12 protein-coding genes and 1 pseudogene are annotated in these 14,699 nt (G+C 71.7%); 5 read left to right on the top strand and 8 right to left on the bottom strand.

Features of this window, described 5'->3' with window-relative positions:
* Positions 1-4: 4 nt before the first annotated feature.
* Positions 5-1,129, bottom strand: coding sequence for a CapA family protein (locus tag ACZ5SK_RS07970; protein ID WP_334582232.1), 1,125 nt, complete (start codon positions 1,127-1,129; stop codon positions 5-7).
* A gap of 600 nt (positions 1,130-1,729) precedes the next feature.
* Here ACZ5SK_RS07970 and ACZ5SK_RS07965 point away from each other — a divergent pair.
* The 3 genes and pseudogenes from ACZ5SK_RS07965 to ACZ5SK_RS07955 form a co-directional block, all read left to right on the top strand.
* On the top strand, positions 1,730-3,256 hold the full coding sequence (locus ACZ5SK_RS07965; protein ID WP_334582231.1) for an SDR family oxidoreductase: 1,527 nt from the start codon (positions 1,730-1,732) through the stop codon (positions 3,254-3,256).
* 16 nt (positions 3,257-3,272) lie between these two features.
* The gene (locus tag ACZ5SK_RS07960) at positions 3,273-4,640 is read left to right on the top strand and encodes a cryptochrome/photolyase family protein (protein WP_334582230.1); all 1,368 of its coding nucleotides are present in this window, start codon (positions 3,273-3,275) and stop codon (positions 4,638-4,640) included.
* 27 nt (positions 4,641-4,667) lie between these two features.
* Positions 4,668-4,826, top strand: a pseudogene (locus tag ACZ5SK_RS07955) (RtcB family protein); the annotation flags it as partial.
* A gap of 52 nt (positions 4,827-4,878) precedes the next feature.
* Here ACZ5SK_RS07955 and ACZ5SK_RS07950 read toward each other — a convergent pair.
* Positions 4,879-5,334, bottom strand: a complete 456-nt coding sequence (locus tag ACZ5SK_RS07950; protein WP_319672965.1) for an archease — start codon at positions 5,332-5,334, stop codon at positions 4,879-4,881.
* Positions 5,335-5,342: 8 nt separating this feature from the next.
* Complete coding sequence (locus ACZ5SK_RS07945; protein ID WP_334582227.1) at positions 5,343-5,684, bottom strand: hypothetical protein; 342 nt, start codon at positions 5,682-5,684, stop codon at positions 5,343-5,345.
* Between the two features lie 134 nt (positions 5,685-5,818).
* Between ACZ5SK_RS07945 and ACZ5SK_RS07940 the strand changes: the two genes are divergently transcribed.
* Positions 5,819-6,508, top strand: coding sequence for a dienelactone hydrolase family protein (locus ACZ5SK_RS07940; protein ID WP_457494861.1), 690 nt, complete (start codon positions 5,819-5,821; stop codon positions 6,506-6,508).
* Between the two features lie 21 nt (positions 6,509-6,529).
* Positions 6,530-7,180 carry a phosphoribosyltransferase gene (locus ACZ5SK_RS07935; protein WP_334582225.1) on the top strand — a complete coding sequence of 217 codons (651 nt, stop codon included), beginning with the start codon at positions 6,530-6,532 and terminating at the stop codon, positions 7,178-7,180.
* Position 7,181: 1 nt separating this feature from the next.
* Here the strand turns inward: ACZ5SK_RS07935 and ACZ5SK_RS07930 are convergent, their stop codons facing one another.
* The 5 genes from ACZ5SK_RS07930 to ACZ5SK_RS07910 all read right to left on the bottom strand — a co-directional run bounded on the left by ACZ5SK_RS07930 (position 7,182) and on the right by ACZ5SK_RS07910 (position 14,367).
* The gene (locus ACZ5SK_RS07930; protein ID WP_468575581.1) at positions 7,182-8,918 is read right to left on the bottom strand and encodes an RICIN domain-containing protein; all 1,737 of its coding nucleotides are present in this window, start codon (positions 8,916-8,918) and stop codon (positions 7,182-7,184) included.
* A gap of 89 nt (positions 8,919-9,007) precedes the next feature.
* Positions 9,008-11,134, bottom strand: a complete 2,127-nt coding sequence (locus ACZ5SK_RS07925) for a beta-galactosidase (protein WP_361702462.1) — start codon at positions 11,132-11,134, stop codon at positions 9,008-9,010.
* A gap of 38 nt (positions 11,135-11,172) precedes the next feature.
* Complete coding sequence (locus ACZ5SK_RS07920) at positions 11,173-12,102, bottom strand: carbohydrate ABC transporter permease (protein ID WP_468575556.1); 930 nt, start codon at positions 12,100-12,102, stop codon at positions 11,173-11,175.
* On the bottom strand, positions 12,099-12,968 hold the full coding sequence (locus ACZ5SK_RS07915; protein ID WP_334582221.1) for a carbohydrate ABC transporter permease: 870 nt from the start codon (positions 12,966-12,968) through the stop codon (positions 12,099-12,101). The genes ACZ5SK_RS07920 and ACZ5SK_RS07915 overlap by 4 nt, the downstream gene beginning before the upstream one ends.
* Before the next feature lies 1 nt (position 12,969).
* On the bottom strand, positions 12,970-14,367 hold the full coding sequence (locus tag ACZ5SK_RS07910) for an ABC transporter substrate-binding protein (RefSeq protein WP_361702464.1): 1,398 nt from the start codon (positions 14,365-14,367) through the stop codon (positions 12,970-12,972).
* Positions 14,368-14,699: the final 332 nt, after the last annotated feature.

The raw sequence follows: 14,699 nt of genomic DNA, 5'->3' as shown, positions 1-14,699 counted from the left end.
CACTTCACGGGCCGCGCGGGGCCGTGGGGCGCACCAGGGCGAGCGTGCCGTCGGGGTCCAGGGTGATGCGGACGCCGACGCTGATCCGGTCCAGCGTCGCTCGCAGCCAGGCCCGGTCCGCGTCCGGCGCGGGTTCGAGCCGCATCCGCCGGGCCCGCAGGGCCGCCATCCGCAGACCCGCCAGCCGTCCCGTGTCCGCCCCCACCTGAACGAGGTAGGCGATCCGCAGGTCGTCGCGGTACTCCTCGTAGCCGGAGATGCCCTCGTAGTCGTCGATGAAGTCCCCGCAGCCATACAGGACGAGCCGATCGCGGTACACCTCGACGGGGCGCGGATGGTGCGAGGAATGGCCGTGCACGAGGTCGACGCCGCCGTCCACCAGGGCGCGCGCGAAGCGGATCTGATCGCGGGGGACGCGGTACCCCCAGTTGGCACCCCAGTGCACCGACACGACCGCCAGATCGCCCGAGCGCTTCGTCCGCCGCACATGCCGGACCACCGCCGCGGCCGTGTCCGCCGACAGCTCGGGCAGATAGGAGACACCGGGCACGGTCGGGCTCGCCGCCCAGTCGGCCGGTACGCCGCTGGACCGCGCCGCGAGTGCGAACACGAGCACCCGGCCGCCGCCCGGGAGGGGCACCGCGGCGGGCGCGTAGGCCTCGTCCGGGGCGCGTCCGGCCCCCGCGGTCCGCAGGCCCGCACGGGCCAACGAGTCGAGCGTCTCCTCCAGACCGGGGCGGCCGAAGTCCAGCACATGGTTGTTGGCCAGGACGCACACGTCCGGACGGACGGCCGTGAGTGCGGGCAGGTTCGCCGGGTGCATCCGGTAGTGGACCGCCTTGCCGGGCGCAAAGGCGTCGCAGCGCGTCACGGCCGTCTCCAGGTTGACGATCCTGACGTCCGGGTCGGCCTGCGCCAGCAGCCGCAGCGCCTCGCCCCACGGCCAGGAGGGGGCGACGGGAGCGGGTATCGGCCCGTTGACGGACTCCGCCAGCCGGACGTAGTCCCGGGCGTCGCCGACGTATCCCTCCCGCAGCCGAGGACTGCCGGGATGCGCAAGGATCTGATCGACGCCGCGCCCGAGCATCACATCGCCGCACAGGAACAGCGTCACCACAGCGCCGCCCATGTCCCCACGGTAACCCTCCCGGGCATGCGTGGCGGCGGCCGGGCCCGGGTACCCCGAAAGGGCGCACGCGAGCCGCTGGAGGGCCGCGATGGAGCTGGTCGAGGAGCGTCCCTACCGCTTCCGCATCGAACCCCGGGGACGGATGCGGGTGCCACCCAAGGCGTTCCGCTTCGGCCAGGCCCCGTTGTCGGTGGTCGTGGACGAGGTGGACTACGTGAGGCGCTCCAGCCGGCTGCTGACGGAGTGGGTTCCGACTGACTGCCGGTTGCCTCGCCTCGGTCGGCGTCGGCAGGCTCTTCCGCCAGGGCGAGTTCTCGTGCCGCTGGCATCGTTGTACGGGGGCCCGGGCGCCCGTGGTTGCCGTGGTTGACACCGGGGCGCCCCACACGGTTGGCACTCAGGGCGTGCGCCGGCCCTGTGGGCACCATCCTCCGGCCGGGACCGGCGAGGTTGCGGTGCTCGTCCTTGGGCCCAAGCATGGGCTCAGGAGAACAGCGACAGAGCACATCGGAGGGGAACGCCCCGGGAGGACATGAGAGCCATGACGTTTCCTGCCCCCTGGTCCGTCAGCCGTCGCGGGACAAGGCGCACCCGACAGTCATGCGTGCGATCGGCATGACCGACGACGACCGGCCGCTGCGCTGTCTGGTCACCGGTGCCACCGGTTACATCGGCGGCAGGCTGGTGCCGGAGTTGCTGGCCGCCGGGCATTCCGTGCGCTGCCTGGCCCGCGCCCCTGGCAAGCTGCGGGACCATCCGTGGGCCGGGCAGGTGGAGGCCGTGCGCGCGGACGTGACGGACGAGGGGGCCGTACGCGCGGCCATGGAGGGCATGGACGTCGCGTACTACCTGGTGCACGCGCTGGGCACCGGCCGGGGCTTCGAGGAGGCCGACCGGCGCGCGGCCGGGATCTTCGGTGAGCAGGCGCGTACCGCCGGAATACGTCGCATCGTCTACCTCGGCGGTCTGAGCCCTTCCGGAGTACCCGAGCACGCGCTTTCACCCCACCTGCGCTCCCGCGTGGAAGTGGGCCGCGTCCTCCTGGCCTCGGGCGTGCCGACCGCGGTACTGCGGGCAGCCGTGATCATCGGGTCGGGTTCGGCCTCGTTCGAGATGCTGCGGTATCTGACCGAGCGGCTGCCCGTGATGGTGACCCCGAGCTGGGTGCGCACCCGCATCCAGCCCATCGCCGTCCGCGACGTGCTGCGCTTCCTCGTGGGATGCGCGAGGCTTCCGTACGACGTGAACCGCGCCTTCGACATCGGCGGACCGGATGTCGTCACGTACGAGGAGATGATGCGGCGGTACGCCGTCGTCGCCGGGCTGCCGAAACGCGTCATCCTCCCCGTTCCGCTGCTCACCCCCCGGTTGTCCAGCCTCTGGGTCGGTTTGGTCACCCCGGTGCCGGGCGCCCTCGCGCGCCCGCTGGTGGAGTCGCTGAAGCACGAGGTCGTCTGCGCCGAGCGGGACATCGTCCGTTACGTCCCGGACCCTCCGGAGGGACCGGTCACCCTCGACCGGGCGATCCGGCTGGCTCTGCGGCGCGTGCAGGACGCGGACGTCGCCACCAGGTGGTCCTCGGCCTCGACTCCCCGGGCCCCGAGCGACCCGCTGCCCACCGACCCTGACTGGGCGGGCGGCAGCCTCTACACGGATCACCGCGAGCGCACGGTCACGGCGTCGCCGCAGGCCCTGTGGCGGGTGCTGGAGGCGATCGGCGGCGCGAACGGCTGGTACTCCTCGCCGCTGGCCTGGTCCCTGCGGGGTTGGCTGGACACCCTGGTGGGCGGTGTCGGTCTGCGCCGGGGCCGCCGGGACGCGACCCGGCTGCGGGTCGGCGACAGCCTCGACTTCTGGCGGGTGGAGGAGATCGAGCCGGGCCGGCTGCTCCGGTTGCGTGCGGAGATGCGGCTGCCGGGCCTGGCCTGGCTGGAGATGGCCGTCGACCTGGACTCGCAGGGGCGCACGGTCTACCGGCAGCGGGCCCTGTTCCATCCGCACGGCCTGGCCGGGCACGCCTACTGGTGGGGCGTGGCGCCCTTCCACGCCGTGGTCTTCGGCGGCATGGCCCGCAACATCGCCGCCGCGGCCGAATCGGCCACCCCGGAACCAGCCCGTACGCACTGAGGGGGCTCAAGGAACTGTGCGCGTCTCGGTCGCCCTGTTCACCGCCGACCTGCGGGTGCACGACAACCCGGTCCTCCAGGCCGCTCTGAAGGACGCCGAACGTGTGGTCCCGCTCTTCGTCGTCGACACCGGCATCCGCCGCACCGGCTTCGCCGGACCCAACCGCGCGGCGTTCCTCGCCGGCAGCCTGGCCGACCTCGACGCGGCCCTGCGGGCTCGGGGCGGCCGCCTGGTGGTGCGCGTCGGCGACGTGGTCGAGGAGACCTGTCGGGTGGCGGCGGAGACCGGGGCGGCCGTGGTGCACATCGCGGGCGGGGTGAGCCGGTACGCGGCACGGCGCGAGGACCGGCTGCGCGCGGAGCTGGCCGGCGACCGACGCGAGCTACGCGTCCACGAAGCCTCGTTGACGGTCGTACCGCCAGGAGCGCTGACACCGGCGGGCAAGGGCCACTTCGCCGTCTTCACCCCGTACTTCCGCCGATGGGAGAGCTTCTCCGCGCGCGGCGTCCTGCCCGCACCGGACGTCGTACGGCTACCGGACGTGGGCTCGGCCGGCCTTCCTCGTGCAGAGTCCCTCGCGTCGGGCTCCACGTCGCCGGGCCTGCCCGCGGGCGGGGAATCCGAGGCCCGCCGCAGGCTGCGGTCATGGCTGGCGGGCCCGCTGTCCGCATACGACGACCGGCACGACGACCTGGCCGCCGACGCGACCTCCCGGCTCTCCCCCTACCTGCACTTCGGCTGCCTCTCACCCACCGAACTGCTGCACCGGGCCCGCGCCCAGGGCGGTCCCGGTGCGCATGCCTTCGTCCGTCAGCTCGCCTGGCGGGACTTCCATCACCAGGTCCTGGCCGCCCGCCCCGACGCGGCCGACCACGACTACCGCCCCCGGCACGACCGCTGGCGCCGTGCCACGAAGGACTTCGAAGCCTGGCGGGACGGCCGCACGGGCTACCCCGTTGTCGACGCCGCCCTGCGACAGCTCCGCCACGAGGGCTGGATGCCGGGTCGGGCCCGCCTGCTCGCGGCGAGCTTTCTCACCAAGACGTTGTACGTGGACTGGCGGGTGGGAGCCCGCCACTTCCTGGACCTTCTTGTCGACGGCGATGTGGCGAACAACCAGCTCAACTGGCAATGGGTCGCCGGGACCGGCACGGACACCCGCCCGAACCGGCTCCTCAACCCACTCGTCCAGGCACGCAGGTACGACCCCCGCGGGGAGTACGTACGCCGCTGGCTCCCTGAGCTCCGCCACCTCGACGCCACGGCGGTCCACCGCGTCCCCCACCTCGACGCAGCCGCCCGTGCGGGCCTGGAGTACCCCGCCCCGATCGTGGATCTCGCCGCGGCTGCCGCCCGGTTCAGGGAGCGACGGGCCGCCGAGTGACCGGACCAAAACCAACCCCAGGCCGCTGACCTGGGGTTTTCGGTGCGCCCCCGGTCGCTGCGCGGGCTGTCCGAGGAGACTCCGGAGGCGTACAAGGACGTGGGCGAGGTGGTGGCGGCGAGCGAGAGAGCCGGACTGTGCCGCACGGACGCCCGGCTGGTGCCGCTGGGGGTGGTCAAGGGCTGAACGCCCCGCGGCCCACCGGCCGACGCCTCGCCCCGCCCGGACCTCCGGGCCGTCACACGTCGACCGTCACCGCGCACGACCAGCCGTACGGGCCCGGCCCGATGTGCAGCTCGTGCCACGCGACGGCCTTCGGCACCGAGCCGACGATCTCCACCTCCGACAGCGCCGCGACCGCCAGCCGCACATCGAGGCCGTCGTCCATGGCCACCGCCTCCAGATCGACGGGCACCTGACCGTGCACCTCCAGCCGGTAGACGACCTCGTCCAGCAGCGCCACCAGCAGATCGTCGTCGGCGGCCTCGGCGAACTGGACCCGCTCCACGGCCGTGGGCCGCACCGCCGTGACGTCGGCGAAGCACTCCACCATCCCCAGCGCCGCCTCCACCAGACAGCGCTCGCGGCTCGTGCCCCATGCGTCGACGCGGATGTCGGCGGTGTGCGGCACCGTGCGGTGGCCGCTCTCGCCCTGCCGCCGCGCCTGAATCTCGTCGTCCCCGTCGCCGACCATGCCCGCCGTCACCTCTCCCGGCCCGATGCGTCGGCCGGGGCGTCCGGATCGGCCGGATCGGCCGGCTCGCCCGACACCGTCGTGCGGCCCGTGCCGCCCACCCGCGGCCTGCGGTGGCGGCGCCGGCGCAGGGCCGCCCCGCTCGTCGCCACGGCCAGGCCCAGGCTGAACAGGAGTGCCAGTGCCAGACCGGAGCTGAAGGCGGCAAGCGTGTTCATGGTCGCGATGTGGTGATCGAGCACCGACACGCTGTACTCGGGGCCGCCGGACAGGTTGTCGGCGATCACCAGGCAGGTGAAGGCACCGGTGGCCGCGAGCAGGAGCAGCCCGACGAACAGCATCCTGGTCATCTCCCCGCAAGAGTGCTTCGACGCCCCGAGTACCCCGGTTGGGTGGCCGCAGTCTGGATACCCGGAAGGAGTCCGGACGGGCCGGCGAGGCCCCGCGAGGGCCCCGGCGCGCCGGGGAAGGAAGACGACGAGCGATGATCACCCAACTGGTCCGGGTGCCCGTCGACCGCGCCGCGCTGACGGGTGACCTCGTCCTGCCGACGCAGGCCCGGGCCGTGGTGCTGTTCGCCCACGGCAGCGGCAGCTCCCGGCACAGCCCCCGCAACCGCATGGTCGCCGCCGAACTGCGCACCGCCGCTCTGGGCACCCTGCTGGTCGATCTGCTCACCGAACGCGAGGACGCCGAGGACGCGGCGACGGGGGTGTACCGCTTCGACATCGCGCTGCTGGGACACCGCGTCGTCGCCGTCCTCGACTGGCTGACGGCCCAGCACGACACCGGGACGCTGCCCCTCGTGCTGTTCGGCGCCAGCACGGGCGCGGCAGCGGCGCTGGTGGCCGCCGCCGAGCGGCCGGAGCGGGTCCTGACCGTGGTGTCACGCGGCGGACGGCCCGACCTCGCGGGCGCGGCCCTGGAACGCGTACGGGCGCCGGTCCTGCTCCTCGTGGGCGGCCGGGACCCGGAGGTGCTGCGGCTGAACCAGGAGGCGGCCCGGCGGCTGCATGTCCCGCACTTCATCCAGGTGGTGCCGGGCGCCACTCACCTGTTCGAGGAGCCCGGCGCGCTGGAGCAGGTCGCCGAGGCGGCGAGGCAGTGGTGCGAGGACTGCCTGAAGCCCGCACCGCCGCCGACGCGCGGAGCGCCCGGGACGGGGGAGGACTGACCGGAAGGAGCGGCAGTCGCCATGCAGTTCCGTGATCGACGACAGGCCGGACGGAAACTCGCCGACGAGCTGCGGACCCGGCAGGAGCAGGGCGCCCTGCCCGACCCCCTCGTGCTCGCCCTGCCACGCGGCGGCGTCACCGTGGCCGCCGAGGTCGCCCGGGTGCTCCACGCCCCGCTGGACGTGCTCGTCGTACGGAAGATCGGCGCCCCCTTCCAGGAGGAACTCGGCGTCGGCGCGATCACCGGCGACGACGAGGCGCTCTTCGACGACGACGTCCTCGGCAGGCTGGGCCTCAGCAGGAGCCGGCTCGCCCCGGTGGTGGAGCGGGAACGCACCGAGCTGCGTCGCCGCGAGGAGCTGTACCGAGAGGGCCGCCCCGCCCCCGACCTGCGGGAACGTACCGTGATCGTGGTGGACGACGGGCTGGCGACCGGCGTCACGGCCCGTGCCGCGCTGCGGTCCGTATGGCGGCGCGCGCCGCGGCGGGTCGTGCTGGCGGTGCCGGTCGGCGCGCCGGAGGCGGTGCTCCTCCTGCGCGCCGAGGCCGACGACGTGATCTGCCTGTACCAGCCGGCCCACTTCATGGCCGTGGGCCTGTGGTACGAGGACTTCCAGCAGCTCACGGACGCGGACGTACTGGACGCCCTGCACACGGCCGCCCAGCGGTGATCTACTCCACGAGCTCCCAGTCCTGGGAACCGTCCGTGAGCGCGCTCTGCAAGGTGAGCTGCGCGCCTGCGGACGCACCGGTCAGATACAGGCTCGTGTTCTTGACGGACTGGAGTCTGTAGAACCCGTCGCTGGTCTTCACGAGGTTCCAGCTGCCGGTGGCGCTGTTGTCGACCCACTGTCCGATCTTCTGGCCGGCCGTCGCGTTGCCCGTCCAGATGGCCGCGGCCCGGCCGCCCGACTTGTTCAGCAGGCTCACCCCGCCGTTCGGCTCGGTCACCACATGCCAGTACTGGGTGTCCGCGTTCGCCGCCGACCCCGGCGCCTCCAGCCGGACGTCGGGCACGTCCGCGTTGCCGATGTTGGCGTCGTTGGTCTTGTTCCCGGTGCCGATCACCTGGTCGGTCCTGCGGTTGACCAGCTGGTAGTAGGCGCCGTCCGAGTGACCCAGATCGACCTCGGCGTACGCGATCGTGGAGGTGCCCTGGTTGTTGAGGATCGCGATGCGGCCGGTGCCGTGGACGTACTGCAGGTCGCGGCTGTAACCGGCCGCCGAGGTCGTCTGGTACTCCTTCCAGGCGCCGTTGCTGCGCCCGCTGTCGTTGACCCACACGTTGCCGCTGCCGGCCGCGTTGTAGACCAGGCGCCCGCCGGGCAGCCTGATGAGGACCGGGCTGCCGCCCGTCGCGAGGGCGCGGGAACCGGTGTCGAGCGGCAGGGCGGTGACGCCGGTGCCCGTCGCGGAGCCGGTGTAGAACTTCAGCGGGTCGTCGGCGAGGACGTACTTGGTGTTGACCCCGCCGCCCCAGTACTCGAAGGTCAGAAGCCATTTGCCGTCCGTCGTGCGGACGACGTTCGCCATGCCGGGCCGGCCGCCGCCGATCTCCGTCTTGCCGCCGCCCATGTCCTGGGTCAGCCCGGCGACGTCGACGACGGGGGCGCTCCACGCGGCACTGCGGCCGTCCCAGGTCCGGTGGGCGAGGATCTGGCCGTGGGAGTCCGCGGCGGTGTCGTTGGCGGGGTCCAGGGTCGCGACGCCGGTGGCCGCGTCGAAGCCGGTGTAGTCGTTCTCGTCGGAGTAGTAGCAGACGAGCCGGCCCTTGTAGACCATCAGGTACGGCTCCCAGACGGGGTCCACCTGCTTGTTCGTGTTCGCACCCGCGATGTTCTGCCCGACCGCGCCCGCGCTGCCGCCCTGCCAGCCGCCCGTCGCGACGACGTTGACGACCTTCCACGACGCACCGTCGTCGGTGCTGGAGTACAGGGCGATCGCCAGGTCCTTGCGGTCCCCGTCGTTGGACGGCGTCCAGTTCGGGTCGGCCGCCTTGTGCTCCTTGTAGTAGTAGTCGTCGCCCGACACGACGCTCGCCAGCAGCAACGTGCCCTGCCTCCGGTTCCCGACGTCCTGCGGCAGCACATAGAGGTACGGGTTGGTCCAGTTGCTCGTGTACTTCGCGTACCGGGGATCGCTGGACAGATACGCCGGAGCTTTGACCTCCGACAGCGGCTGCCACGTCGTTCCGTGGTCGTCGCTCTTGTAGACCGGGAGGGTCTGCTGGTCCGCGCTGCCCGTCGCCGGCACGACGGTGGACTTCTCGAACGACGCGACCAGCCGTCCGCTGGCCAGCTCCGCCGACTTCGGGTAGATCGCGCAGTTGCCGCGCCCCTTCAGACACGGTTCGCCGCCCAGCTGGTACAGGATTCCGCCCGTCGGGTCGTACGCCTGCGCCGTGGCCATCGGGATCACCAGCAGCGCCGACGCGGCGGTGAGGCCGCCCAGCGTTCGGGCGAGTCTTCTTCTTTGCACAGCCCCTCCTTGGGGGTGGGTCAGGAGTGGAGGACGCGTACGTCCCACGGGCCGAGGTCCAGCGCCGCACCCGCCGGGACGCGGGCGCCGGTCAGGGCGTCGAAGAGGTCCACGGGCACGGGGACGCTCACGGGTTCGAAGCTCCAGTTGTGGACGATGTGCACGCGGCGTCCGTCGGGCGAGGCGCCGGTCGTCGCCGTGACCGAGACCGGGAGCGAACCCCAGGCGTGGCGTGCCGCCGGGGTCAGCCACTCGGCCAGGCCCCGGGCGAGGTCACGGCCGGGCACGGTCCCCACGTAGGTGACACGGCCCTCGCCATGGCCGCGGGTGGTGACCGCGGGCCAGCGGCCGAAGTGGGGGTGGTCGTAGCCGACGAGTACGTCGGCGTCGGTGACGGTGAGGCCGTCGGCCCAGCGCGTCGCCGTCGCGCCCTCGGGGACGTGCAGCGGGCTGCCCGGCGCGGGTCGTACGGGGACCTCCCGCACGAGGTTGCTGAACTCGTCGTACGCCACGCCCGCCGCCTCCGTGAGGCGTCCCGGCGCGGCCTCGGCCCGGGCCCGGGCCTCCTCGTCCGCGTAGCCGGTGCGCGGGCCGAGGACCAGATGGCCGCCTGCCTGGGCGTAGGCGGCCAGCCAGTCGAGCAGCGAGTCGGCGGCCAGGTACAGCGCCGGCACGACGAGCACGGGATGACGGCGGACGGCCTCCTCGGGCGTCAGCCCCTCGCGCTCGCCGTTCGGGTCGTGCAACTGGCGGGCGTGCACGATGCGGACCTGACGGCCCGCGTCGAAGGCGCCCCGGTAGAAGGGGTCGAAGATGCGGTGGTAGGCGGCGGGGTCGGGCGAGCCGTCCGGCTTGGCGAGCGGCGGGTACTTCTGCATGAGCCACTTGCTGGGCGTCGAGTAGACCATCGTGATGTCGGCGTCCGGTTCGAGCCCGGCGACGAGCGGGCCCGCGGCCTCGAACTCCGCGCCCAGCCGGGCGAGTTCGGCGTACGTCCGGCCCGGGCGGCCGGTGTGCGGGAGGATGCCGCCCCAGTAGGTCTCCGCGCCGAAGTGCAGCGTGTGCCAGTGCCAGTACTCGATCATGCGGGCGCCACGCGCGACCAGCGCCCAGGCGGCCTGCCGCCACTGGCCGTCGTAGGCCGGCCGGTTGTCCCAGGGGAAGCCGATGGACCCGGCGTTGGTCTCGGTGACCAGGAACGGCTCCTGGCGGGAGGAGAACATCCAGTCGGCGGTCTGGTACAGCGCCCAGGTGCCGGTGGTCTGCCAGATCTGCTCATGGCCGTCGGGCGTGGGGTCGGGCAGTTGCAGCGCGTCCTGCATGCCGTAGTACGGGTTGCCGGAGGCGATGTCGAGCGGGTCGGTCAGCTCGTCGTCCTCCACCGCGGGGCGGGTGTAGGAGATGCAGGTGGTGACGAACTGCTCGGGCCGGGCGTACTCGCGGACGATGTCGGCCTGCCAGCCGATGAACTCCGTGACCTGACGGGCCTGGAAGGCGCGCCAGGCGACGTCGTACTGCGGCTGTGCGTTGCCGTCCGGGGTCCACAGGTCCGACCAGCTGGACAGGCGGTGGGACCAGTACACGAGCCCCCACTCGCGGTTGAGGGTCTCGACGTCGCCGTACGTCTCGCGCAGATGGTCCACGAAGCGCTGGAAGACGCCGTGGTTGTGCAGGAGTTCGTTGCCCGGCTCGTTGTCCACCTGGAAGCCGATCACCGCGGGGTGGTCGGCGTACCGGGCGACGATCTTCCGGATGACCCGCTCGGCGTGGAAGCGGAACGCCGGGTGGGTGAAGTCGACCTCCTGCCGGGCGCCCCAGCCGATCCGCTCACCGGTGCGCCGCTCACCGGTGATCTCGGGGTACTGGCGGGCCAGCCACGGCGGGACGGCGTACGTCGGGGTCCCCAGGACGACGGAGATGCCCCGCTCGTGGGCGCCGTCGAGGACCGGCTGGAGCCAGTCGAGGTCGAAGACGTCGTTCTCGGGCTCCCAGGTCGACCAGACGGACTCACCGACCCGGATGACGGTGACATGCGCGTCGGCCATCAGGTCGAGGTCGGTCTTGAGGCGTTCGTCCGGCCGTTCATAGGGCTGGTATTCGTGGTAGTAAGCGGCACCGAACAGGACGCGGGCGGGCAGTTCCGCCATGAAGGGGACCTCCGGAGGAGAAGTGACGTGAGGGGGGGTTACTGCTTGACGCCGCCGGCGGCCAGGCCGCTCTGCCAGTACCGCTGGAGCAGCAGGAACGCCACGACGAGCGGGATGATCGACAGCATGGAGCCGGTCACGACCAGCGCGAGCATGTCGCTGCTGGAGCCGGCTCCGCCGTTCTGCGCCTGCGCGGCCCAGGAGGAGAGACCGACGGTGACGGGGTACAGGTCCGGGTCGTTCAGCATGATCAGCGGCAGGAAGTAGTTGTTCCAGGTCGCCACCAGCGTGAACAGCAGCACCGTCACCAGGCCGGGGCCCAGCAGCCGCAGCGCGATCCGGAAGAAGATCCGGGCCTCTCCGGCGCCGTCGATGCGGGCGGCCTCCAGCAGGCTGTCGGGGACGGCGTCCTGGGCGTAGATACGCATCAGGTAGAGGCCGAACGGGTTGACGAGGGAGGGCAGGATGATGGCCCAGGGGGTGTTGACCAGTCCCGCCTTCGCGAACAGCAGGTAGGTCGGGATGGCCAGGGCGGTGGTCGGCACCATGACGGCGCCCAGGACCAGGTTGAAGGCGCCCCGGTCGCCGCGGAAGCGGAACTTGGCGAACCCGTACCCGCCGGCGGCCGCGAGCAGCGCGGCCCCGAGCGCGCTGACCCCCGCGTACATCACCGTGTTGAGCAGCCAGTGCACGAAGACGCCGTCGTCCTGGGTGAGGGTCTGCCTGATGTTCGTCAGCAGTTGCGGGGCGTGCGAGAACCACAGGCCGAAGCTGTTGAACAGGTCCTGGGTGCTCTTGGTGGAGGCGATCAGCAGCCAGCACAGAGGGAGGAGGAAGTAGGCCAGGGCGGCCAGCATGGCGATGGTCAGGGGGGTGCTGCGGCGGCCCGCGCGCCTTTTCGAGGCAGCGCTGTCCGCCGGCACCGCCGCCGTCGGCGCCACCGGTGCCGCCGGGGTTGTCGTCGTCACGGGGTCCTCCGGCGGTTCGCGGTGAGCAGGACGGCGTAGGAGGCGACCACGATGACGAGGCCGAGAAGGAAGGACACCGTGGCCGCGTAGTTGACCTGCTGGCCGGTGAAGGCGAGCGTGTAGGCGTAGAGGTTGGCGGTGTAGGAACTGCTGATGACGTCCGGCGCGATCTTCATCAGCAGGTTCGGCTCGTTGAAGAGCTGGAAGCTGCCGATGACGGAGAACAGCAGGGTGAGCAGGAGCGCCGGGCGCAACGCCGGCAGCTTGATCGACCAGGCGATGCGCCAGGCGCCGGCGCCGTCCACCGCGGCCGCCTCGTACAGCTCGCCGGGGATGGTGCGCAGCGCGGCATACAGGATGATCATGTTGTAGCCGACGAACTCCCAGGTCACGATGTTCGCCAGGCTGGCGAGCATCCAGCTGTCACCGAGGAAGTCGGGGACCGGGAGGTCCAGTTTCCGGCCGAGCTGGGCGAACGGGCCGAAGTCGGGCCCGTACAGATAGCCCCACATGAGCGCGGCGACCACGCTCGGCACGGCGTACGGCACGAAGATGCCCAGCCGGATCACCCGGGCGAGCCGCAGCAGCCCGCTGTCGAGCGCGAGCGCGAACAGCAGCGCCAGCAGCAGCATCACCGGCACCTGGATGAGGAAGAACAGGGCCACGCGGCCCACGCCGTGCAGGAGTTGGGGGTCCTTGAGGGCCTGGACGTAGTTGTCGAGGCCGACGAAGACCGTTCCGCCGATCAGACGCTCCTGGAAGAGGCTGAGGTAGGCGGCGTAGGCGAGCGGGGCGAGGAAGAGCAGGAGGAACAGCACCATGAAGGGTGCGACGAACAGCGGTCCTGCCGCCCGGCGACGGCTCATCTCAACTCCCCTTGACCGTGAAGCCCTGGCCCTTGGCGTACGTGGTGAGCCGTGACTGCCAGGCGCCGAGCGCGGCGACGGTGTCGGACTTGTCGGCGAGGGACTTGCCGACGGTCTCGGTCCAGTCGGTCGCCGCCTGGTCGAGGAACGGGGGCCACTGGAAGGAGGAGTTGACCGTGGAGGAGATGTCGGCGAAGACTTGGTTGACCTTCTGGCCGCCGTAGAAGGCGGGCGCGTCGCCGGTGAACTGGGCGTCCGTGAGGAGCGCCTTGGTCGCCGGGAAGAAGAACTGCTCGGTGGCGAACATCTTCGCGCTGGCCGGGTCGCTGTTGAGGAACTGCGCGAACATCGCCGCCGCGATCGGGTTCTTGGTCGAGCGGATGACCGCGGTGGTGGAGCCGCCCCAGTTGCCCGAGCTGGGCTTGGCGGTGTCCCACTGCGGCAGCGGGGCCGCCCGCCACTTGCCCGCGGTGGCCTTGGCGGAACCGGACAGGAACACGGGTCCCCAGGCGGCGGTGATCCAGGTGGCGTACTTGCCCTTGTTGAGGGCCGCGTACCAGGAGTCGGTGAAGTCCGGCTCGACGCCGATGACCCCTTCCTTCGCGAGCCCGCCCCAGTACGCGCCGAGCTTCTTGGAGGCGGCGTCGTCCACGCTGATCGTGATGTCGCTCTTGCCCGACGTGACGTACGGCTTCGCGCCCGCCTGCCACAACAGGCCGTGCCAGGCGGCCACCTGGTTGGCCGCGAGGTTGGTGAGGTAGACGTCCGGGTCGGCCTTGTGCAACTTACGGGCCGCCTCGGCGAACTCGTCCCAGGTCTTGGGCACCTGGATGCCGTGCGCGTCGAAGATGTCCTGCCGGTACAGCATGCCCATCGGGCCGGTGTCCTGGGGGATCGCCCAGACCTCGCCGTTCGTTCCGCTGACCTGACCCCAAGTCCAGTCGACGAACGTGGACTTGAGCGCGGAGGCGCCGTAGGGCCGCAGGTCCAGCAGGCTGCCCGTGATCGTGAAGGTCGGGATGGCCTGGTACTCGATCTGCACCATGTCGGGGGCCCCGCTGCCGGCCTTCAGCGCCGTACGCAGCTTGGTGTACTGCGGGGTGCCCTGGCCGGCGTTGACGACCTTGACCTTGACGGCCGGGTACTTCGCCTCGAAGAGCGCGACCTCCTTGTCGATGTTCGGGACCCAGGTCCAGAACGTCAGCTCGGTCGGCGTCTTCATCGCCTTGTCGATGTCGGCCTGGCTGACCGGCTTGCCGGCGGCGGAGGAGCCGCCCGAGTCGCCGCCGCCGCAGGCGGTCAGGGCCGCGCCGAGCGACAGGGCGCCGGTCGTGGTGAGGAACAGCCGACGGCTCATCGCGGAGCTGCCGGACAGGGGTGAGGACGTGATTCTGGGCATGGTGAACTCCCGCCGGAGGCGAATGTCACGGCACGCCGGGCGAGGGCGTGCGGGGGCGTGGTGAAGCAGGGAGGGAAGACAGGAGAGAAGTACTGAGAGAAGTACTGGGAGACGTGCTGAGAGAAAGGCTGAGAGACGTACTGAGAGAAGAGGGAGGAGAGGGAGAAGAGGGGGAGCGAAGGTGCGAAGGACCTCGCTCGGGGCCCGCTGTGTTCAGGGGCGGCGGCTCGGTGCGGCCCGATGTGGTGCGGGCGACGCGGTGCTCGGGGAGGACGCGGGCGCGAGGGGTACGGCGGCTCGCCTTCGGATCACGCGCGCGGCCATGGGTGCTG

The organism is Streptomyces sp. NPDC031474 (assembly GCF_055581185.1).
This window is presented reverse-complemented; position numbering and strand designations above follow the sequence as displayed.

Coding starts and splice junctions, on each gene's coding strand:
- ACZ5SK_RS07970 (WP_334582232.1), bottom strand. CDS start 1,129: ATGGGCGGCGCTGTGGTGACGCTGTTCCTGTGCGGCGATGTGATGCTC.
- ACZ5SK_RS07965 (WP_334582231.1), top strand. CDS start 1,730: ATGCGTGCGATCGGCATGACCGACGACGACCGGCCGCTGCGCTGTCTG.
- ACZ5SK_RS07950 (WP_319672965.1), bottom strand. CDS start 5,334: ATGGTCGGCGACGGGGACGACGAGATTCAGGCGCGGCGGCAGGGCGAG.
- ACZ5SK_RS07945 (WP_334582227.1), bottom strand. CDS start 5,684: ATGACCAGGATGCTGTTCGTCGGGCTGCTCCTGCTCGCGGCCACCGGT.
- ACZ5SK_RS07940 (WP_457494861.1), top strand. CDS start 5,819: ATGATCACCCAACTGGTCCGGGTGCCCGTCGACCGCGCCGCGCTGACG.
- ACZ5SK_RS07935 (WP_334582225.1), top strand. CDS start 6,530: ATGCAGTTCCGTGATCGACGACAGGCCGGACGGAAACTCGCCGACGAG.
- ACZ5SK_RS07930 (WP_468575581.1), bottom strand. CDS start 8,918: ATGGCCACGGCGCAGGCGTACGACCCGACGGGCGGAATCCTGTACCAG.
- ACZ5SK_RS07925 (WP_361702462.1), bottom strand. CDS start 11,134: ATGGCGGAACTGCCCGCCCGCGTCCTGTTCGGTGCCGCTTACTACCAC.
- ACZ5SK_RS07915 (WP_334582221.1), bottom strand. CDS start 12,968: ATGAGCCGTCGCCGGGCGGCAGGACCGCTGTTCGTCGCACCCTTCATG.
- ACZ5SK_RS07910 (WP_361702464.1), bottom strand. CDS start 14,367: ATGCCCAGAATCACGTCCTCACCCCTGTCCGGCAGCTCCGCGATGAGC.